The sequence below is a fragment of the Selenomonas sp. oral taxon 149 str. 67H29BP genome, from assembly GCF_000146365.1.
In the GTDB taxonomy this organism is placed as follows: Bacteria; Bacillota; Negativicutes; order Selenomonadales; family Selenomonadaceae; genus Centipeda; species Centipeda felix.
In genome coordinates this window covers 1,743,685-1,764,809 of the sequence record NZ_GL397087.1, presented here as the reverse complement: position 1 = coordinate 1,764,809, position 21,125 = coordinate 1,743,685, and the positions used below count along the sequence as shown (strand labels likewise).

Genomic DNA, 21,125 nt, shown 5'->3' with positions numbered 1-21,125 from the left:
TGCCCCCTTTCTGCTCTCAGCCGCGAATCAGCAGCACCGACACATCGTTCACATTCGTCCCCGTCGGGCCCGTCACAATCAGCCCGCCCACATCGTTCAGCGCGGGATAGGCATCGTTCTCCGCGAGAGCCTCCGCCGCACTCCGCCGCTCCCGCGCGAGTGCCGCCGCCGTGCCGCCGTCCACGTAGCCGCCCGCTGCATCCGTCGGGCCGTCCGTCCCGTCACTCCCGACGCTGAACACCGCCACGTTCGGGATGCCGGCAATACCGTCCGCCGCCGCGAGCGCGATCTCCTGATTGCGGCCGCCACGCCCCATGCCCTTCAGCTGTACCACCGTCTCACCGCCCGCGATATAGGCAAACGAGCCCGCGTGCGCGTGCGTACGGGCAATCGCCGCGAGGAAGCGCCCCGCCTCACGCGCCTCACAGTCGAGCTGATCGGTCAGGAGGATGGGGGTATAGCCGCGCCGCTCGGCCGCCTCGGCCGCCGCCGCGCACAGCTCGCGCACGCTGCCCGTGATGTGCGTCGTCACATTCGGCAGCTCCGACGGCAGCGGCGTATCGAGCAGCTTTGTTGCAGCGTCAGATAGACGGATGCCATACTTCTTCACGACAGCGTGTGCATCCTCTGCCGTCGATGTATCGGGATATGCGGGGCCCGATGCGATCATATCGAGCGGATCGCCGAGAATGTCGCTCAGTACAATCGTAAAGACCTGTGCGGGCGCACAGTGCTCTGCAAACCGCCCGCCCTTCACAGCACTCATCCGCTTGCGCAGCGTATTCACCGCCACGATGTCCGCGCCCGAGGCGAGCAGCTGCTCCGTCAGATCCTTCAGCTCCTCCGCCGGGATCAGCGGCTTTTCAAAGAGCGCACTCCCGCCGCCCGAGAGGAGGAAGAGCACCGTATCCTCCGCCGTGAGCCCCTCGGTCAGGTCAAGCGCCTCCTGCGTCGCCGCAAACGAATTCGCATCCGGCACGGGATGTCCCGCCTCATGACAGGCAATGTTTGGTATATCGCCCTTGATATGTCCATACTTTGTAATGACAATGCCGCGGTCAATACGACTGCCAAGCTCATCCGATGCCGCATGCGCCATCTGCCACGCCGCCTTGCCGACCGCGACCAACACAATGCGCCCCGTGCCGAACGTATGCCCGCGTAGAGCCTTCTCCACCGCCGCATCCGGCAAAATCGCCGCCAATGATTCCTGTATGATGCCATCCGCATCGCTGCGCAGATTCATAATCATCGCTCCTTTTCTTCTTTCTTCCTATTATAACACACGATTCAAGAGGCGCCCTGCCTCTTGTCAATCTGTATATCACCTGTTATAATGAACATGGAAAGAACGTCCCTGGCGGCATCTTTCCAGAGTCAAGTGTTATATTCATAGAGAATAACCGCTCGACCGGTCAAAGCTGGGCGGTTATTTCTTTTGGGTTATTGCAAGTAAATACCCAGTTGCCACGACAAGCAATACAATCGCGTCAAATTCGGTCATACTCACGCACCCCCTTTCGGGGGAAAGAAGCCGCCACAAGTCCGGGGACGTTCCGCATCCATTATAGTGGACGCCCACGCGAAAAGTCAAACATATTATCGAAAAGCCTGTTCGGAGCACACACTCCAAACAGGCTTTTATAATATTGGAATCCCTCAGTTCACGACGTTCTCGGGCTTCCCTTCGATAAACGACCTCACATTGTCCGCCGTCGTCTTCATGATGCGCTCACGCGCCTCCTTCGTCGCCCATGAGATATGCGGTGTGATGATGCAGTTCGGCGCATTGAGGAGCGGATTGTCCGCCTTGATCGGCTCGGTCGACACCACATCGAGCGCAGCACACGCAACCTTGCCGCTCGCGAGCGCCGCGGCGAGATCCGCCTCCACTACAAGAGGTCCACGGCTATTGTTGATGAGGATGACGCCGTCCTTCATCTTTGCTATGTTTGCCGCGTTGATGATTCCCTGTGTCGCGGGGAAGAGCGGACAATGCAGGAAGATAAAGTCTGACTGTGCCAGCAATTCGTCGAGACTGACGTATTCGGCAACTGTGCGCCCTGCATCTGACTCGTGTGCATCACTGGCAAGGACGTGAACGTTGAGTGCACGCAGTACCTTTGCCGTATTCACACCGATGCGCCCAAGCCCGATGATGCCCGCCGTCTTTCCGCTGACCTCGATCATCGGATGGTGCCAGTAGCACCAGTCCGGATTCGATGCCCATTCACCCGCATGGACAGAGCGGTCATGATCGCCGATGTGCGAGCACGCCTCAAGCAGAAGCCCGATCGCGAACTGACTGACATTGTCCGTGCCATACACAGGCACATTCATGACAGGGATATTCTTCGTGCGCGCGTATTCGTAGTCCACAACATTATAGCCCGTCGCAAGGACCGCAATTGCCTTCAGGTTCGGGCATTTGTCCATTGTCGCCTTCGAGATCGGGGTCTTGTTGATAACGATGACCTCCGCATCGCCGATGCGCTCCGCGATCAGCGGCGACTCCTCGTATGCCGTGCGGTCATAGACCGTCACCGTGCCAAGCGCCTCCAGCGGCGCCCAGCTGATATCCCCCGGATTCTCCGTATATCCATCGAGTACAACAATCTTCATCGTATTTCCTCCTTACTCAATATGCAGCGGTTCTTTGCGTGTCGGCGGCGGGAAGGCGCGGTCGAGTGCAGCGCAATCCTCTGCCGTAAGATCGAACACATCCGCTCCCGCGTTGCTGACAGCGTGCTCCTTGCGTCCCGTACGCGGAATGGCAATGGTATTCCCGTCGCGAATCGCCCATGCGAGTGCGATCTGCGCAGGAGTCGCTCCGTGCCGTGCCGCAACCTCTCTGAGCACACTGCTCCCGAGGAGATCACAGCCGAGCCGCCCCGCCTGTGCGAGCGGGCAGTATGCCATGAGAGCAACATTGTGCTCCCGCATCCACGGCAGAAGACTGTAGTCTATGCCGCGTGAGTCCATGTGGTAGAGCACCTGATTCACGGCGCAGTTCATACCGCCTGGGATGCGCCACAGTTCCTCCATATCCGCCGTGTCGAGGTTGGACACGCCCCACGCACGGATCTTGCCCGCCGCGCGTGCTTTCTCCATCACCGCGACCATGTCCGCGAGAGGGTGACTGCCGCGCCAATGGTAGAGGTAGAGATCGAGATAGTCCGTCCCGAGATGAGAGAGACTTCGGTCGAGCGACTCTATGAGCCGTGTGCCGTACGCGTTCGAGGGAACAACTTTCGACACGAGGAAGAGTGAACTTCGGTCGTAGGGCTGAATCGCCTCCCCGACCAATTTCTCTGAGCGCCCGTTTCCATACATCTCTGCCGTATCAATAAGAATCATGCCCGCCTCGATCCCTGCGCGCAGGGCCTCAATCTCTCGTGCACGCGTTTCGGCGGAGTCCCCAAGATACCATGTCCCCTGCCCGAGCGCGGGGACAGATGCCCCGCTTGACAGCTTGACCATGTGTTTCATCCAGTCACCATCCTTGCTGATTGACCGTTTTAAAACCTCCGCTGTTCATGCAGGGCTTTGCTCAGTCCTCCAGCATCGCCCACGCACGATTCAGACATCTTTTAGTATTCGCCAAAACGATGTCTTCATCCTCCTCCGGGGTCGGCTGAACTTCCATCGAAAGGACAAGAGGATCATCCGCACGGAAGAACCCCTCCTCCTTGAGCACTCTGAGATAGTCATAGAGCTCCTCAACATCATTCGCACTCCCTGGATAACCGAAGCGCTGATGCAGATCGCCATAGCCCTTTGCCGCGGGATCGGCTACGGCGTTGCCGAAGTGGAGATGCGTGATGTAGGGGCGACAGGTGCGAATGACATCTGCCGAGGTCTCATGGCAGATCGGGAAATGAGAGAGATCGATCAAAAGGCCGAAGTTCGGACAGTGCGTGCGCACATCGGCCGCAAATCTTGCCGCAAGCGGTGCAGGCCCGATGAGTGCTGCCTTGTCTACGTCATAGTCAAAGATCTCAAGCTCGACATTCATGTTTTTCTTCGCAGCGTAACGGCAGACATTCACCGTCGTTTTGAGAAGCTGTGCGTATGCTTCCTCCTTCGTTTTCTCGCTCCATTTTCCTGCGAGGAATGCGATGCCGCCAGCGCCAAAGTACTCTGCATCATCCACCGCTTCAATGAGGGTAGCCTCCGCCTTGGAGCGTCCTGCCTCATCAAGATCATTGGGATTCAGCTTGGGACCAAGGAGACGCGGCTGCGCACCATAGCAGACCTTCAGATGCGAGGTTTCAAGGATTTGTTTCAGTGCGACACGCTCTTCCTCACTATCACAGCTCTTGATCTCGATCGCATCAAAAAAATCGTCGCATGCGATCTTCTTTGCTGCCTCGAGCGCATTAAGGCGCGGGAAACTCATCCAACGAATCGTGCCTACCTTGAAATATCTATGAATGGATTCTCTCATGGTTATATCCTCCTTATTCCGTCTTCTTCTACTTCGTTTTACGTGCGATGACGATATTTGCCTTCGCCGCAAGAGCCTCTGGTGTATAGCCATATTTTGCAAGCAACGCCTCGTAGTCACCCGACTCCGCGTAGCTAGTCGCACCGATGCCGTCTGCAGGCACGGGGCAAAGGCGCGCAAGTGCTTCCGTCACAGCACCGTAGAGGCCCCCACAGATGCTGTGCTCCTCAAAGGTGACGACAGCCCCTGTTTTCTTCGCACTTGCCGCAAGCAGCTCCTCATCGAGCGGCTTAACCGTATGCATATCAATGACCTCCGCTGACACACCTGCACCAGCAAGTAAATCTGCCGCCGCAAGAGCCTTGCCAAGCAGTGTTCCTGTGACAACAATCGTGACATCCGAACCTTCATGCACGCGAATGCCCTTTCCAATGCCGAAGTCCAGCGCCTCCTCATAGATCACGGGTGCCGCTGCGCGGCTGAGCCGCATATAGACGGGCCCCTCATATGCCGCCGCCGCACGTACCGCCTTTCCCGTCATCACGGCATCGGACGGTGTCAAAACAACCATGCCTGGAATCGCACGGGTAAAGGAGATGTCCGTGATTGCATGATGACTCGCGCCATCATAGGAGTCCGAAAGCCCCACATAGGTACCTGCAAGTTTGACGTTCATATGATCGTAGCCAACCATCGAAAGAATTGGATCGGATGCACGTGTCGAAAGGAACGCCGAAAAGGTGTTGACAAACGGAATGAGCCCTGCACGTGCCATACCAACAGCCATATTGACCATGTTCAGCTCACTGATTCCGACCTGAAAATAGCGGTTTGGAAACTCCTTGCCAAAGACAGCACTTTTGGTCGAGCCGCCCACATCCGCCTCAAGCGCGACAACGCGCTCATTCTCAGCGCCGAGGCTCTTCAGGGCATCGCCGTAGGCATCCCGAATTGCAATCTTCTTCATGCTTTCCCCTCCAGTTCCCCCTTCGCGGCGACATAATCCGTGTCGCTGATCGCCTTGCCGTGCCAAGTGTTCTTACCCTCCATAAAGGAGATGCCCTTGCCCTTGACCGTCTTTGCAAGGATGATGGAGGGCGATCCTTTATGCGCCTGCACGCGGCGTACCGTCTCCTCGAAGTCCGTGACCGAATGTCCGTCGCAGGTAAAGACCTCCCAGCCGAACGCCCGCCATTTCGCCGCCACGTCGCCGAGCGGCATGATCTCCTCGACCGTGCCGTCGAGCTGGACGCCGTTGTAGTCAAGGATGGCGATGAGGTGATCTGCCTTGAACTTCGCGGCTGCCATCGCCGCCTCCCAGATCGCACCCTCCTCGATCTCGCCGTCGCCGAGCAGGACGTACGTGTAGGAATTATGCCCCTGCAACCGATCAGCGAGTGAGATACCGAGTCCTGCACCAAGACCAAGTCCAAGTGGTCCTGTCGAGAATTCGACCCCGGGAAGTTTGTGGGCACAAGGATGCCCCTGCAGGCGGCTTCCGAGCTGGCGAAGTGTTTTCACCTCCTCCTTTGGGAAATAGCCCTTCTCCGCAAGATTGATGTAGAGCATGGGCGCTGCATGTCCCTTCGAGAGAACGAAGTGATCACGTCCATTCATATCCGGATTCTTCGGATCGATGTTTATAATGTCCTGATAGAGTGTCGTAACGATTTCGCAGCAGGAGAGCGAGCCGCCCGGATGTCCGGTCTGAATCGCGTGCAGTACGTCGATCAGCTCGACGCGAAATCTCCGGCACAGCGCCTCCAGTTCTGCCTTGCGCGTATTTGTCATAATTTCCTCCCGATCTATTCTCCGACTTCCAGTCGTTCCTTCACCTGCGCGATGCACAGCGCAGGGCTCGCGAGCGTGGGGATGCCCGTCGCCGCCTCGATCGCTGCGCTGCATCGTGCCATCGATCCCTGCGCCAGCACAATGCAGTCATAGTCCCGCACGTCTGCAAGTGCCTCCGTGAGGAGACGGTCATGCTCCGCTGGATCGTTCGCCTGCATCGCTCGAAAGGCGGGCTCGACGACCATGCGCTCTACCGTAACCAAACGGCCAAGCGCCGCCGCATTCTCCGCGATCTTCTCTGCGGACGCCGCAATCGTGCTGCCCGCTGTCGCCACGACGAGGACACGATCGCCATAGATCAACGCTTTCTCGAGCATCGCCTCATCCATAGCGAGTACGGGTACGCCGATGAGGGGGCGCAGGAGCGGCAGATGCGGCGTGAGCGTCGAGCAGGTCACGACGACGAGCTCCGCGCCCGTCTCGGCGCAGCGCTCGAGGTCATGCAGCAGCCGCCGCTGGTGCGCGCGTGTAAATGCGCCGACATCGTTCGGGTCGAGCGACAGGAACTGATCCCAGAGATTGTAGACCTTGACCTCCACCGCGAGCGCCGCCCGCAGTTCCCCCTCAAACGAGGCGGCGACCGGCAGCACCGTATGGAGCAGTGCAATCTTTCTCATCACGTCTCTCCGTACACGCGCCGCAGGATGGGGCGCAGGTGCTCTGCCGCCCCTCTGGCGGCCCCCTTCATGTCAGGGATCTGGTAGATCTCCGTTGTGAATGCGCCGTCGTAGCCGGTCTCATGGAACGTCCGCAGGATCTTCTCAAAATCCAAACCGCAGTGTCCAGGATAGCGGCGATTATTGTCCGCCAGATGAACGTGAATGTTATAGTCACTGTACTTGCGGATCGCGGCAAAGAGATCCTTTTCCTCCAGATTCAGGTGGAACACATCCATCATCAGGCGGAAGTTCGAACGATCGACGCGATCCACCATCGCCGCAGCCTCCGCGAGCGTATTGATGAAGTTCGTCTGCATGATCGTCACGGACTCGAGTGCGATGTCCACGCCCTTTGGCGCCGCATAGTCCGCGATCGTACGGAACGCCTCCACGGCGTATGTCTCCGTTTCCTCCTTTGTCAGCTCCCTGCGGTACTGCCCGCGGATGCGTCCGATGTTGATCTTCGCATTGAGCGCCGCCGCGAAGTCGATGATCTCCTTCGTGCGGCGCAGCGCCTCCGCGCGCCGTTCGGTGTCGGGATCTGTGTAGCTCAGACCGAGCTGCCCGAAGATCTCGCCCGTACAGACGAGGACAACCTTGAGTCCGTATGCCTCTTCGAGACGTTTGATCTCCTCCACGTTCAACACGGACGGATTCAGCGTCATAAACTCCACGCCGTCGTAGCCGAGCTCTGCGAGAGCCCGAAAGCTCTCCGCGAGCGGTCCCTGATACGCCGTGACATCATCCGATACAGCGACATCCGGCGTCGCCACCTGATAGCAAAGTCTCATATGCTCCCCCCTCCATCCGCAGGCGCAGCATCCTCCGGTGCTGTGCCCATCTTCTGCATCTGATCCACGATCTTCAGCACGGCGAAAAGGACAGTCAGCACACAACCGATCAAAATAGCGACGTTGAGGAGATACAGGGGGTACTCCATGACGGTCGTGATCTCATTCGTCGTTATCTGCTTGGCAATGATCGCATACAGTTCGCGCACGAGCTCCACATGGATGACGAGCGCGAGCAGGTATTGGAAAATCTTCATGGAGCCGTAGACGCGCGGTCGTGACTTCACCCGCGTGCTGTCCTCGATCAGTGTAAGCGCGATGTGCTCATCCCGCAGAAAGACGACGGCAGACACGATGAAGATCATGCAGATATCAAGCAGCTTCAGCGCCTCATCCGTCCACGGAGCAGACAGCTGCAATACATTTCGCGCAAATACACCGTAGGTGGAGACGAGGATCATCGCCGTCCCGACCAAGCCAAAGATCGGCATCATGACGCGGTGTACGCGCCGCGAAAATGTGTCCATCCTGCGTGCCCTCCTCTCTTCAGCCTCATTCTTCTACTACGGCGATAACCCGCACCTGACTGCCGTTCGCGTTCTGCGTTGGCAGAGGCAGGCATACGAGGGTACAGGTCGGACTGCCGATCTCCCAGAGATTCGTCATGTACTCCACCTGCAGGATCTCGCCCGCAACGAGCACATGATCGTGCACGGGCTGGTGGATCACCTGCCCCGGCTTGCGGTTTTTGATGAGGCGGATCTCATAGTCCTGCGCGAAGTCATAGCCGACGAGCTTCGGTTTGTAATCCTTGATCCAGACCGCTGCATCCTCTGTCAGATAGCAGGAGTTATCCCAGTATTCCGGCTCTTTCCAGCTGATCTTACGTCCACGATCAGAGCGAATGAGAAGACTCTCATAGTGCTTGTCCTGATGCTTCTCTGCCGCACGCTGGAGCATCTCAGCCGTGATGCCGTCGTTGTCCCCCACATAGGAGAGGTCGAGCACAAGACAGTCCGTCATACACCAGTCGGCAATCGGATAGTCACTCAGCGAGCGTCCGCCGTCCACGAAATGCAGGGGCGCGTCGATGTGCGTGAACCAATGGGATTCCAGATTGTACGATGTCACCTGCCACGGGTCGCCCTTCGCAAAGGACATAATCTCCTCGAACTTGATCCCGTAGCGCCAGTGCTCCTCAATTGGGAGGGTCAGATCCACAATTCTTCTCATACGGTCCTCCTTCCCCCGAATGCCGCGGCGTGTGCCGCAGCATTCACTGCCCATCGTCCTTTATTTGCGAATCAGATCGAGAATTGCCGTTCCGTTCGGCTTCGTGTAGAGCTCCCACGATGCCATTGCCTTATCCTGGAACGCCTTCTTGTCCGGATTCTCCACGATCTTGCAGCCGTGATCCTTCAGTGTCTGGAGTGCCGTTGCCTGCTTCTCGTTCGTGATGGCAATCTGCTTCTCGCGCGCCCAGTCCGCCGCCTCCATGATGAGCTGCTGCTGCGAGGGCGACAGTTTGTCAAAGGTCACTTTCGACATGGAGAGGAGGAGCGGCGTATAGGTTGCATCCGTCATCGTCACATAGGGCTGCACCTCGTAGAATTTACGCGCAACGATCTCATGCAGCGGGTTGTCTTGTGCCTGCACCGTGCCCTGCTGGAGCGCTGTGTAGAGTTCTGCCGCGTCGATCGTCGTCGCGGATGCGCCCATCGCCTCCCACGTCGCGACCTGCACGGGTGCGGGGAGTGTACGCATCTTGATGCCCTTGAGGTCGTCGGGGGTCTTCACCTCGCGCACGTTGTTCGTCAGCTCGCGGAATCCATTCTCCCAGAAGGAGAGGCCGACGAGCCCCTTGTCTGACATCTTGGCAAATACCGCCTGACAGGATGGGCTGGTACGCGCTGTCGCCGCGCGCGCCGCATCGAGCCCCTCGAACAGGAACGGCAGCTGATAGACCTCCACATCGGGTACCAGCCCCGAGTAGTACGCCGTGCCGCAGACGCCAATGTCGATCGTGCCCTGTTGGAGCCCCTGCACCATCGAGGTCGCATCGCCGAGTGCCGTGTCGTAGAACGCCTCTGCCTTGATCGTGCCGTTCGCGTTCTTGTTGATGTACTCCGCCATCAGCCCGAGCGCCTCGCCCGTCGGCGTGTTCTGCGGCAGTGAACCGGCGAAGAGGGACATCTCTACATGCCCGCCCTCGACCTTGATCGCACTGGTCGGGATGCTCTTATCTACCTGCGAGGCTGCTGCCGGGGTCTTGTCCGCGCTCTTTTCGGGCGCAGAGCCGACGTCGCCGCAGCCCGTGAGTGCCATCGTTCCGATTGCGAGCGCCGCCAGCGCTCCCAGAATCCGTTTTTTCAGCATGATATTCTCTCCTTTGCAAATAGGCAGTGCGCTACCGAAGTACCGCCGGCAATATGGTCGAAATCACAGGGAAGAATAAGAGGATGAGGAGTCCTATGAGCGATGCGCCCAGCAGTACCCAGACATGCGGGATGATGCGATGGATGCCCTCGCCGCCGACGTTGCTCGCGACGAACAGATTGATGCCGACGGGCGGCGTGACGAGTCCGATACAGAGTGCGACCACCATGATGACGCCGAAGTAGACGAGGTTGATGTGGTACTCCATCGCTGTTGGGACGAAGATGGGCGCAAAGATCAGCATGTTCGGCACCGCGTCGATGAAGCATCCCGCGATCAGGAGGATGAGGACGACCGCCAGCATGAAGACGAGCGGGCTGTCCACATTCGATACGAACCATGTCGCCACCTGCTGCGGGATGCTCACGCGCGTGAGCACCCAGCCGAAGATCTGCGTCGCCGCAACGATCAGCATGATGCTCGCCGCACTCGTGACGCCGGCGTAGACGACCCTCGGGATCTCGCGGAAGCGGAATCCCTTGTAGACGAACACGCCTATGATGAGGCAGTAGAAGCAGCAGACGGCGGACGCCTCCGTCGGCGTGAAGACGCCGGAGTAGATGCCGCCGAGGATGATGAGCGGCGCGATCATCGCCCACACCGAGCTGTAGAAGCTGCGCGCGATCTCCCCGAAGGAGGCGCGTGTTGGTGTCCCGTGGTAGCCCTTGCGGATGCATAGGATCACCTGCGCCGTAAGGAGCACAGCGCCGAGGACGAGACCCGGCAGGATACCCGCCATCAGCATATCGCCGACGGATGCCCCCGAGGCAACGGCATAGAGCACCATGAGGATGCTCGGAGGAATGATGGGGCCGAAGATGCCGGCAACCGCCTGCAGGGCACAGGCGAAGCCGCCGTCGTAGCCCTCCTTCTTCATCTCGGGGATCATGATGCCGCCGACCGCCGCCGTTGTGGCAGCGCCCGCGCCTGTCATCGCCGCAAAGATCATGCTCGCGAGCGTCGTGACGACCGCGAGGCCGCCCGGCAGATGCCCCACGAGTTTTTTCGCGAAGTCCACGATCTTCTGTGAGATGCCGCCCGCCTGCATGAGGCTGCCCGCGATGATGAAGAATGGCACGGCGAGCAGTGTGAACGAGTCCACACCCTTTAGGATCTGCTGTGCCACAATGATCATGGGCACCTTCGAGAACGCGACAATGTAGAGCATGGACGAGGCGATCAGCCCGTAGGCGATCGGGACACCGAGGAAGAGGAGTGCAAAGAACACTGCCATGACCAGCATCATTTCCATGTCAGTCAGCTCCTCCCCATGCCATCATGTACCTGCACGCGCCATCTGCGCGCACATCTTCACCGCATTCTCGAACGCCGCCGTATGCACGATATTCTTGCCCGCGATATCATACGCCGTGCCATGACCGCCCGTCACGATCGGCAGGGCAAATCCACCCGCGATCGTAATACCCTCATCGAACCCCACGACCTTCAGTGCGATCTGCCCCTGATCGTGGTACATCGTCACAACGCCGTCGAAGTCGCCACGAAACGCCTTAATAAAAAGTGTGTCCGAGGGGTACGGCCCCGTGATGCGATCCGTGTGATAGCGTTCGTTCGCCGCAGCAATCGCTGGTGTGATCACGTCGATCTCCTCCCGACCGCATGTACCGTTCTCCCCCGCATGCGGGTTGAGCGCAGCAACAGCAATCTTCGGCTGTACAACCCCCGCGTGGCGCAGCGTCGTATACATGAGTTCGATCGCGCGTCCGATGGAGGTCGGTGTCAGATGTTCACTGACATCCTTCACCGGGATGTGGCTCGTCGTGCGCGTCGTCCACACCTTGCCCACGGCGTTGATCTCGCCGAAGGGCGCCGTGTGTCTGAGGAGATGCGCAATGTAGTGGTGCTCGCTCTCATAGTGCGAACCGTCCGCCTTTTCCATGCGCGGATCTTCCTTCAGCATTGCCTTATTGAAGGGGCCAAAGCAGAAGCCCGCGATTTTTCCCGCACGATAGAGTTCCACACCAAGATCCATTCCGTCCACATTAGCCGTGCCCGCCATCACAGTCGCGGTGGCAAACGGTACCTGTGCAGGATCACAGTTCCCTTGGTCAATCATTGGGATCTTGCCGCGTGCCTCTGCATCCTCCGCACATTCTACAAAGGCCGTGGGATCACCTGCGCCGATTATCTGAAAGGCACGCTGCAGTACGCGATAGTCTCCGATGAGAAGAGGTCTGCAGTGGTCCGCCAAAAATCCGTTGACGACGAGCTTTGCCACAATCTCCGGGCCAACTCCCGCCGCATCTCCGAGAAGAATTCCAAGTACCGGCTTCGCCTTCATTGCTGCCCTCCCATCCTGCTGTGTCTCTGCACCACACAATGCCATTTATTTTGCGCCGATGGAGGCGAGGTAGTCCGCCTCGAACTTCGTCACATACTCCGTCGCCGCAGCGTGATCCATAAAATTATCAATCAGCATATACTTGCCAATGTAATCCTTCTTCCAAGTCTCGCTCGCAGCAACCTTCTTCATCTGATCGGACCAGTAGGCAACCGCCTCATCACTCATCGCCGCAGGACCCGCAATACCACGCCAGACAGGCACCTCGACATCCTGGTAGCTGCCGATCTCGCTGAGCTTTGGAGCATCGGCGAGGTTGCCGCCAAACCGCTCCTTCGAGAGTGCAAGTACGGGCTTTAGATCACCTGACGTGACATACTCCGAGGCAGCCGCCGGCTTCGCCATAACGAAGTCCACATGACCGCCGAGCTGGGCGGTGATCGCTTCACTCGTAGAGTTGTACGTAATGTAGTTCATCTGATCTTTCGTCAGTCCCAGTGCTGCGATCAGAGCTTCATAGGTCGCCACGTCGTCGCCCTTGCTGCCGCCAATGATGACCTGCGTACCGGCCTTCGCCGCTGCAATGGCATCAGTGAAGGCCGCAAACTTGGTATCAGCCCCCTTGAAGAGAAGCTGCTTGTCTAGCGCCATGATCGCAATGATCTTGAAGTTCGCCGCACGATTCTTCGTATTCTTCACCATCGGCATAAGGTCACCACTATTGAAGGTGAGGAGCGTATAGTCCGCCTTCTTACCCTTTGTCGTCGCAACATCGTTGCGGCCGACCTCACCGGCACCATCCGTCTTGTTCGCAACGACAATGGTCTGCCCGCCCACAAGATTATCCTTTGTAAGGATGTCTGAAATCTGGCGCGAGAAAATATCCGATCCGCCGCCCGGACTTGATGTGCAGCACCAGTTCACCGTCTCCTTTGGGGTGAACGACTTGCCGTCCGTGCTGCTTGTCTCCTTTCCTCCGCCGCAGCCTGTAAGCACTGCAGCGCCAAGCACGAGCGCTGCCGAGAGTGCCAAAATTTTTTTCATGGGAATAGCCTCCTTCAATATAAGTACACAACTTAGACTGCCTCCGGTTTCTTCCTGAACCTCCGAATCAATGCCCGAATGATCGGCGTCCCGACAAAGATCAGAAAGACGATTGTCAGCGCACAGGAAATCGGCCGCTGCACGAAAATATCAAGGCTCCCGCCCGACACGATGAATGCTTTGCGCATATTCGACTCAAGCAGTGAGGCGAGCACGAAGGAGAGAATCATTGGTGCGGTTGGGTACCCCGCTTTCGCAAGGAAATAGCAAACGATGCCGGAGATCAGCATGACGAGAACGCCGTACATCGAGAAACTCGAGCTGTACGCCCCGACGACACAGATTGTGATAACCACAGGAATGAGAAACCGAATTGGCACCGTCAGAATCTTGATAAGAAATGGGATCACAGATACAGCAACGACGAGAGCAAAGATATTGGAGAAGAAGAGGGAGGCAATCAGCCCCCATGTGAAGTCCGGATCATTGACAAAAAGTAAAGGCCCCGGGTTTAGCCCCCACATCATGAGACCGCCAAGGAGTACCGCTCCGGTACCGGAGCCGGGAATACCAAGTGCAAGCAGTGGTGCAAACGCACCTGCGGCTGCTGCGTTGTTCGCTGCCTCAGATGCCGCGATGCCCTCTACGGCGCCTGTCCCGAACGCGTCCTCACTCTTAAAGTGTTTGTTGAGTGAATAGCCGAGGAATGCACCTGTCGTTGCGCCCGCACCAGGCAAAACGCCAACAAAGGTGCCAAGTGCTCCCGAACGCAGAGATGGCGGGATGAGCCGTCTCAGATCGTGCTTCGTCAGCAGCGAACCACGGATGCTCAACTTCATCGAAGGATCCACCGTCTGCGTCTTGTGCCGATCGTTTGCAATCTCGATCACCTGCGCAAAGCCGATCGCACCAATGATAAACGCCGTGAACGGGAGTCCGCCGAGCAGGTGGAGATTGTCGAAATCATAGCGAGGCACTCCCGAGAGGGTATCCATGCCGATGCAGGCAACCAGGATGCCAACAATTGTGATAACAACCCCCTTGATTGGATTCTCCCCAACTAGCCATGTAATCGAGGTCATAGCTATGAGGAGCAGCACCGTCATCTCCGAGGGACCAAAGGCCAGGCCTACGCGTGCAAGCGCAGGACCAAGCATCGTCAAGATCAGGATGCCGATGGTGCCGCCGATGAAGGATGCCATATTTGCCGTAAAGAGTGCCTGTCCCGGGCGATGCCGCTTCGTTGCCATTGGGTAGCCGTCAAGAGCCGTACAGATTGCAGGCGAATCACCGGGGATATTCAGCAGAATCGCACTGAATGAACCACCGTACATATTCGAGTAGTAAACTGCACCGAGCATAATGATCGCCGTCGTCGGGTCAAACGCATATGTCAGCGGAAGGAGCAGCGCACATCCCGCGAGACTTCCAATGCCGGGCATCGCACCGACAATCAGGCCAAGAACGGCACCTATGACTGCGGCAATGACATGCTCTGGCGTGAAAAACACGACAAAACCGTTCGCTAGATAGGTAATGACACTGCCTTCCATCCGTACTCACGTCCTTTCTTTTTGAAATATTATGCTGTTCCTTATATAAGTTCTTCAAAAATACCGAGCGGAAAATCCACTCCGAGCCACTCCTGAAATACCCCGAACGCGATCGCCATGCAAACAGCGAGTACAATGAGCGTATTCTTCCACGATTCCTTCTCGAGGATCTTCATCCACCAGAGGACAAAGAGCGCACAGGCGGGGATCAGACCTATGACAAAGGCGAGAACTGCCACTCCGATTCCGCAGCCAACGATCAGCAGTTCGTCCCGCGTGTAAACAACTGCTGCGGTCTCACGAAAACTCTGAAACAGTACCACAAGGCACATGACAAGCATGAGGATTGCCATGATCCCGGGGAAGAAGCCTGGTCCCGGTCCGTTCACCGCATCCCAGAATCCAAGGTCACCAAATCCGATGATGGCAAAGAGCGCTGCAAACACTGCAAGCCCGAGTGCTGCAATCTGCCGCGAACCAAAACACTTCATTTGTGTGCCCCTCCTTTTTCTTTTTCAAAGATCCCTTTTAGATGATTGGTTCAATTTGAATCATTTCTTTTGAATTTATCATAAAATATTCCTCAAATCAACGCAGTATAGTTCCATATTGAAACATTACGAAAAATTATGAAGACACACAAAAAATCTCTATATGGACGAGATACGATTCATCCATATAGAGATTTTTAATCTTGTTTGATTTTTATTCGTGATTTTTCAAAATTCGCCAGAGTGTCGTACGCCCGATGCCGAGACGCGCTGCTGTCCGTTCCTTATTGCCATGCTCCTCTGCAAGAACAGTACAGACAATTTCATAGGTCATCTCCTCAAGTGTCTGGTCTGGGCTCAGAGGAAGCTTTCCTGCTGCCGGCACATTTGCATACTCCAGCTTTTCCTCCTTCGCCAGCACCACTTTCACCGTCTCCGCTGTAACATAGGCGTTCTCCGTAAGGAGTGCGATTTCACGCATGACCCAGTGCAGTTGATCGAGATTGCGCGGCCACGGGTACGCCGTCATGTGTGCCAACGCCTCCTGCGAAAATCCGACAATCTGCTTGCCAAACTTCATATTCATCTGATTCGTATAGAGTGCAAGGATGTTCGGCAGTTCCTCTATACGCTCACGCAACGGCGGAAGAGGAAAAGCAATACAGCGATGTTCATTGAGAAGGATCGGGCGAATCTCTGCCTCCCGGGGACTGCCGAGTGTCATTGAAATCGTTACGCGGTTGCGCCGCAGGAACCCTGTCGTCTTTGCATACTGGAAAAAGAGCTGGACGTCCTGTGCTCCAAGTGTATCCAGATCCTTGAAATGGATCGCGGTGTCGATGACCGCAAACGGCGAATCATCCGCAAGGAGCAGCTGCTCCCATTCCGGTGACCGCACGGCTGAGCAGTCCACAATGAAGAGCGGCTTTTCACGATAATCTCCCATGCGGTAGAGAAGCTTCGCTGTCTTATCCTTCCCCGTTCCCGGCTCCCCCAAAATCAGCAGGGGAACAGGAGATACCGCATATTTTTGAATCAGTTCGAACGTCCTTCCTGTCATGTTTGCACTGTTTCGGTCATCGGTACTCTCTGTCTCATCCTCAATTGCCTGATAGATAGAGATATACTCCTTCGAAGAAAAGGCATTCGGCCGTCCCGAGATGCGCAAAAGAGTGTACTCCTCACCATCGTGTACAAGTATACGCGTCTTGATACTGTAAAGTTTGCCGCGAAACTTCTTCAAAAATTCCTGCCGTCCGCCGCCTGTCACGCGCGACGTGCTCAGTGCCTCGAGGAGGAGATCGCCGTTCTTCTCCTTTGAAATAGAAGATACAATGACGCTGCGGTCCGGACCGTAGAGAATAACCGCCTCATCGTCATGCGTCAGCGCCTCCCGCAGCAGTTCATTTTGCCGGTAGACCGCAACATTTGCACGAACGACACGCACTGCCTCATCAATGCCCGCAAAGATACTCTCCATACTCGCCATTGAGAAGATTGCGTTCAGCCCAACCTTCTGTGCCGCCTGATAGCGCACACGGTCGCAGATCACAAGAGAAACGCCCTCCGCCTTCAGTCCGGAAATAACCGCCTCCGTTTCCTCCGGCTGCTCAATCGTCCGGATCTGAATATCCTTTTGCAGAATATCACATACGATTCGTGCATTCTTCGTCACATCACCCACACCAACGATCGCAAATTTGCCGACGTAGTGATCGAACATCTTGATGTCACGCAGCATATCCGAGATCGAAAACGGAATCGCAACGACAGGCAATCCGAGCCGCTTGCGCAGAAGTTTTGCCGTGCCGCCGCGCGAGAGAATGACATCAAATTCCTGATGTTCCATCATTTCCCGCGCAAGCCTGAGCCCTTCCTCCCAGTCTCCTACGCAGATCGTCAACTCGATCTCATCCGCGCGTACTGCTTTCGCCTCCTCCAGCAATCGCCGCATCCCTGCATAGGGCGCAATCGCAAGAATCCGAATTCGTTCACCTTTCCTGACCATGCAGCCTCTCCCTCTTCCAATGGTCTTCCCCCTGACATTCTATCTGTAATTTTACACGAATCTTCCACCTGATGAAAGCCCTAAATGATTTTCTTTTACAATACAAAAACGCCCATTCCTCTTCCGCAAGACGGTAAAAGAACAGGCTATAGCTCAGTATGCAGTTACGGTTCAATCATATCAAAACGCTCGGCAATCCAATCGGCGTGGGAGAGGTCCTGATTGCCGGAGTTTGGGTTGTGATAGGCGATGCAGGTCATGCCGGCGGCCTTTGCCGCCGCAATTCCGGTGGCCGCGTCCTCGATCACGGTACAGTGCGCAGGCACGATGCCGAGGGAATCCGCGGCTTTGCGGTAGATCGCAGGGTCCGGCTTGCTCCGCGGGAGTTCCGCCCCGCTAATGACGGCTGTGAAGTACGGACGTACACCGAAGCGCCGCAACACCATCTCGATAATGTTCCGCCCCGTGGAGGAGGCAACGGCGAGCAGATTGCCTTTCGCGTGGAGGCGCGCAATGAGCTGTACGACGCCGGGGATCGGCACGATGTCGGCAGCATGTGTCAATCGGTCGATGTAGAGCCGATGCTTGTAGTCTGCGAGATCCTTCCACGTCAACGCTGTCGGGCAGTCCTCAAGCGCATCAGAGAACAGCTCCTTGCTCGTGCGCCCCGCATACTGTTCGAGGCGGCGCTCCTCAAACGGGATGCCAAAATGGTGAAAGGTCTCCATCTTCGTCGCCGTGTGAAGCGGCTCGCTGTCGACGATGACGCCGTCCATATCGAAGATAAACGCACGCTTCATGCCTCTTCCTCCTCCTTCGGATCCTCAAAGCCGATCACAAGCGCCGCTGCAAAGGTGACGACGGACGAGATGAGCAGGGTGATGAGTGCATATACGATGTAGTTCTCATCCTCGCTGACCCACATTGCCATGCTGAGCAGGCCCGACGTGACGTAGATGAACGCCTTGAGCTTTACGATCCCCGCAAAGAGTGCCGCCGCACCACTGCCAAGCATACAGGCGTACATGGGACGCTTCAGCTTCAGGTTGACACCGTACATGGCAGGCTCCGTGATGCCGCCGAGGTAGGCGGTCATACCGGACGAGAGGGCAAGCGAGCGGAGCTTCTGATTCTTCGTTTTTCATGCGACTGCCATCGCCGCAGCCGCCTGCGCCATGTTCGAGCAGAGCGCCACCACGCGGATGACAGGGTCAAAGCCCTGCTGCGCGACGAGCATGATGCTGATCGGGCTCAGTGCCTTGTGCATGCCAATGGATACGAGCCACGGATAGAGTGCCGCGAGTACCGCGAGTGCAAAGCTGCCAAGCAGACCGTAGACAAACATGCTGCCGTCCGCGATCGCCTGCGAGATAACGTTGCCCACCGGACCGATGCAGATGAGTGCGAGCGGCACACTGATGAGCGCGACGAGCATTGGCTCGACAAAGATCTTTACTATTGCAGGCGTAATACGTTTCACAACACGTTCAATGTAGGACATGATCCAGACAGAGAGCAGCACCGGCACAATCGTCGATGAGTACTTCGCCAGCATGATGGGGATGCCGAAGAAGTCCACGGGGGTCCCCTTCGACACCATCGCCACCCATGTCGGATGGACCATGGCGAGATCGATGAATGCGCCCATATACTGATTGCAGCCGAACATCTTTGTCGAGGAGAAGCCGATAAAGACAGGCATGAAGTAGAAGCCCGTATCAAAGATCATGTTGAGAAACGCGTAGGAAGAGGACGATTTATCGAGCAAGCCTGTCATCACTAGAACGAGCAGCAGCACCTTGCCCATACCACAACCGGCAAGGAGCGGCACAAACAGGTGCGATAGAGCCTGTGATCGTTCCGAGGATCCTGTTGATGAGCGTTTTCTCCTCGACAGCCTTCGTCTCCGCCTGGGGTGCCTTCTCCTGCTGCAGTGCAGGTGCAGCGGCGATCAGTGCGGCATAGACACGATCCACATCGTTGCCGATGACAAGCTGGTACTGTCCGCCCTTCTTCACGAGGCTGAGCACCTCCGGAATCGCCTGTGCCTTCGCATCATCCGCCTTCGCCTCATCCTTCAGCGAAAACCGCAGCCGTGTCGCGCAGTGTACAAGCGACACGACATTTTCCGGTCCGCCGACGGCAGCCAGAATCTCCGCAGTCAAATTTTCCCGCATATGATTACCTCCTATGAATGAATCAAATTGACCAGATGCAGCAGGAGATAGCCCTGCTCACCGTTTGTGATCTTCTTGCCCGTCTCCTCCTCGAGATAGGTAGCAATCTGCTGCACACATGCGTAGGCGTCCTTATGCTCACTCTTCCCCCATGTGTAAAAGTAGCTCTTCTCCTGCACCACCGTCTCGGCCGTCACCAGCGTCCAGAGAAAGAGCTGCAGGTGCCGCAAAAGGCGATCGTAGGGAAGGCCCTTCTTTCGATAGGCCTCCGGAAAAGCTGCCTCAATAATCGCGAGGATGTCCCGTATCATGCGCATCACCTTCATTGTGTCAACCATGCGATGATTCATATATGCATTGACAATATGAAGTGTGATAAACCCAATCTCATCCTCCGAGATTGTGACATCAAGGAAGCGCTGAATGATCGGCACCGCAAGCTGCGCAAGACGAAATTCCTTGGGATAGAGCAGACGAATCTCGGGCAGCAGCGGATTGACACAGCGCACGCCCGCTTTCTCGCGTGCAAGCGATACGCTGATATGGTCCGTCAGTGTGAGGTAGATCGCCTCGTCAAGCGGCCGTCCCGCCTCATCCTGAATCGCCTTCAGAATGTCCCCTGCGATCTCCAGATAGACACTGGGCAGATCACCGATGATCTCACCGAGCCTGTTCTGCACCTGCTTGTCTTTCAGCACGAAGAGTTTCTCCACGGCCGTTTCCGCGACCGTGTCGCCGACATGCGCCCCGAAGCCGAGGCCCTTGCCGATGGCCACAACCTCTGCGCCGCCCTCGTCGCTGGCCAAGACCACATTGTTGCTGTATACACGCAAAATCTTCAAAGGAAGCCTCCTTCCTTCGCGCATTCAAAAAGAAAACGCCTCCGCCATCGCCGTGACCGTTCGCGGCGGCCGCATCTGAAACGGCGGAAAATCCTTACCGTTTCCTGCAACCATGATGACGGTCGAATTGTATCCCGCCTCGCGTATCTTCGCACGGTCGAACGTCAGGAGCGGGTCCCCCGCCTGCACTGTCTGTCCGGCAGATATGAGCGCATGGAAGCCTGCCCCGTTCATCTCGACCGTATTGAGCCCCACGTGGATGAGCAGTTCCATCCCCACAGTACTGACAATCCCGACGGCATGTCCCGTGGGAAACACCATCTTCACCGTTCCGCTCACGGGTGCATAGACTGTGCCATCCGCAGGGCGAATGGCACAGCCGTCCCCGAGGCTGCCCGATGCAAACGCCTCATCATCCACCTGTCCCAGAGGGATCAACTCTCCCTCCACAGGCGCATAGACCACATTTTCCAGCACCTCTTTGGGGTGCTTTGCCTGCGGTCCCCTTTTGAACATCTGAAGAA

The 21,125-nt window shown here is 56.9% G+C and carries 23 protein-coding genes; all 23 read right to left on the bottom strand.

Annotated features, from left to right (window positions below; translation table 11 throughout):
* Window positions 1-16 precede the first annotated feature (16 nt).
* The 23 genes from HMPREF9166_RS08330 to HMPREF9166_RS08230 all read right to left on the bottom strand — a co-directional run bounded on the left by HMPREF9166_RS08330 (window position 17) and on the right by HMPREF9166_RS08230 (window position 21,117).
* The gene (locus HMPREF9166_RS08330; RefSeq protein ID WP_009753561.1) at window positions 17-1,252 is read right to left on the bottom strand and encodes a glycerate kinase; all 1,236 of its coding nucleotides are present in this window, start codon (window positions 1,250-1,252) and stop codon (window positions 17-19) included.
* 407 nt (window positions 1,253-1,659) lie between these two features.
* Entirely contained in the window at window positions 1,660-2,622 is a 963-nt protein-coding gene (locus HMPREF9166_RS08325) for a D-2-hydroxyacid dehydrogenase (protein ID WP_009753560.1), read from the bottom strand.
* Window positions 2,623-2,634: 12 nt separating this feature from the next.
* Window positions 2,635-3,489 carry an aldo/keto reductase gene (locus tag HMPREF9166_RS08320; RefSeq protein ID WP_009753559.1) on the bottom strand — a complete coding sequence of 285 codons (855 nt, stop codon included), beginning with the start codon at window positions 3,487-3,489 and terminating at the stop codon, window positions 2,635-2,637.
* Window positions 3,490-3,550: 61 nt separating this feature from the next.
* A complete protein-coding gene (locus tag HMPREF9166_RS08315) occupies window positions 3,551-4,447 on the bottom strand; it encodes a sugar phosphate isomerase/epimerase (RefSeq protein ID WP_009753558.1) in 897 nt (298 codons plus the stop codon).
* A 28-nt stretch (window positions 4,448-4,475) separates the two neighbouring features.
* Entirely contained in the window at window positions 4,476-5,414 is a 939-nt protein-coding gene (locus HMPREF9166_RS08310) for a transketolase family protein (RefSeq protein WP_009753557.1), read from the bottom strand.
* Window positions 5,411-6,238 (bottom strand): transketolase, encoded by an 828-nt coding sequence (locus HMPREF9166_RS08305; protein WP_009753556.1) that lies wholly within the window; start codon window positions 6,236-6,238, stop codon window positions 5,411-5,413. Before HMPREF9166_RS08305 ends, HMPREF9166_RS08310 begins: the two co-directional genes overlap by 4 nt.
* A 14-nt stretch (window positions 6,239-6,252) precedes the next feature.
* Window positions 6,253-6,915 (bottom strand): aspartate/glutamate racemase family protein, encoded by a 663-nt coding sequence (locus HMPREF9166_RS12545; protein ID WP_009753555.1) that lies wholly within the window; start codon window positions 6,913-6,915, stop codon window positions 6,253-6,255.
* Complete coding sequence (locus HMPREF9166_RS08295) at window positions 6,915-7,748, bottom strand: sugar phosphate isomerase/epimerase (protein WP_009753554.1); 834 nt, start codon at window positions 7,746-7,748, stop codon at window positions 6,915-6,917. The genes HMPREF9166_RS12545 and HMPREF9166_RS08295 overlap by 1 nt, the downstream gene beginning before the upstream one ends.
* Window positions 7,745-8,275, bottom strand: a complete 531-nt coding sequence (locus tag HMPREF9166_RS08290; RefSeq protein ID WP_039981252.1) for a TRAP transporter small permease — start codon at window positions 8,273-8,275, stop codon at window positions 7,745-7,747. The genes HMPREF9166_RS08295 and HMPREF9166_RS08290 overlap by 4 nt, the downstream gene beginning before the upstream one ends.
* Before the next feature lie 25 nt (window positions 8,276-8,300).
* Window positions 8,301-8,981 carry a cyclase family protein gene (locus HMPREF9166_RS08285; RefSeq protein ID WP_009753552.1) on the bottom strand — a complete coding sequence of 227 codons (681 nt, stop codon included), beginning with the start codon at window positions 8,979-8,981 and terminating at the stop codon, window positions 8,301-8,303.
* 60 nt (window positions 8,982-9,041) lie between these two features.
* Window positions 9,042-10,124, bottom strand: coding sequence for a DctP family TRAP transporter solute-binding subunit (locus HMPREF9166_RS08280; protein ID WP_009753551.1), 1,083 nt, complete (start codon window positions 10,122-10,124; stop codon window positions 9,042-9,044).
* Window positions 10,125-10,155: 31 nt separating this feature from the next.
* Entirely contained in the window at window positions 10,156-11,436 is a 1,281-nt protein-coding gene (locus HMPREF9166_RS08275) for a TRAP transporter large permease (RefSeq protein WP_009753550.1), read from the bottom strand.
* Between the two features lie 24 nt (window positions 11,437-11,460).
* Window positions 11,461-12,486 (bottom strand): PdxA family protein, encoded by a 1,026-nt coding sequence (locus HMPREF9166_RS08270; RefSeq protein ID WP_039981250.1) that lies wholly within the window; start codon window positions 12,484-12,486, stop codon window positions 11,461-11,463.
* 45 nt (window positions 12,487-12,531) lie between these two features.
* Complete coding sequence (locus tag HMPREF9166_RS08265) at window positions 12,532-13,530, bottom strand: tripartite tricarboxylate transporter substrate-binding protein (RefSeq protein WP_009753548.1); 999 nt, start codon at window positions 13,528-13,530, stop codon at window positions 12,532-12,534.
* Between the two features lie 32 nt (window positions 13,531-13,562).
* Complete coding sequence (locus HMPREF9166_RS08260) at window positions 13,563-15,083, bottom strand: tripartite tricarboxylate transporter permease (RefSeq protein WP_009753547.1); 1,521 nt, start codon at window positions 15,081-15,083, stop codon at window positions 13,563-13,565.
* 41 nt (window positions 15,084-15,124) lie between these two features.
* Complete coding sequence (locus HMPREF9166_RS08255) at window positions 15,125-15,574, bottom strand: tripartite tricarboxylate transporter TctB family protein (protein ID WP_009753546.1); 450 nt, start codon at window positions 15,572-15,574, stop codon at window positions 15,125-15,127.
* Window positions 15,575-15,788: 214 nt separating this feature from the next.
* Window positions 15,789-17,582: a sigma-54-dependent Fis family transcriptional regulator gene (locus HMPREF9166_RS08250; RefSeq protein ID WP_009753545.1), complete on the bottom strand. Its 1,794-nt coding sequence runs from the start codon at window positions 17,580-17,582 to the stop codon at window positions 15,789-15,791.
* A 164-nt stretch (window positions 17,583-17,746) separates the two neighbouring features.
* Window positions 17,747-18,382 carry an HAD family phosphatase gene (locus HMPREF9166_RS08245; protein ID WP_009753544.1) on the bottom strand — a complete coding sequence of 212 codons (636 nt, stop codon included), beginning with the start codon at window positions 18,380-18,382 and terminating at the stop codon, window positions 17,747-17,749.
* Entirely contained in the window at window positions 18,379-18,642 is a 264-nt protein-coding gene (locus HMPREF9166_RS13115) for a hypothetical protein (protein WP_254655025.1), read from the bottom strand. The genes HMPREF9166_RS08245 and HMPREF9166_RS13115 overlap by 4 nt, the downstream gene beginning before the upstream one ends.
* Before the next feature lie 81 nt (window positions 18,643-18,723).
* Entirely contained in the window at window positions 18,724-19,389 is a 666-nt protein-coding gene (locus HMPREF9166_RS13110) for a PTS transporter subunit EIIC (protein WP_254655024.1), read from the bottom strand.
* Complete coding sequence (locus HMPREF9166_RS13105) at window positions 19,340-19,759, bottom strand: PTS transporter subunit EIIB (RefSeq protein ID WP_009753541.1); 420 nt, start codon at window positions 19,757-19,759, stop codon at window positions 19,340-19,342. The genes HMPREF9166_RS13110 and HMPREF9166_RS13105 overlap by 50 nt, the downstream gene beginning before the upstream one ends.
* 11 nt (window positions 19,760-19,770) lie before the next feature.
* Entirely contained in the window at window positions 19,771-20,601 is an 831-nt protein-coding gene (locus HMPREF9166_RS08235; RefSeq protein ID WP_039981247.1) for a PRD domain-containing protein, read from the bottom strand.
* Window positions 20,602-20,625: 24 nt separating this feature from the next.
* Window positions 20,626-21,117: a PTS glucose transporter subunit IIA gene (locus tag HMPREF9166_RS08230; RefSeq protein WP_254655023.1), complete on the bottom strand. Its 492-nt coding sequence runs from the start codon at window positions 21,115-21,117 to the stop codon at window positions 20,626-20,628.
* Window positions 21,118-21,125 lie beyond the last annotated feature (8 nt).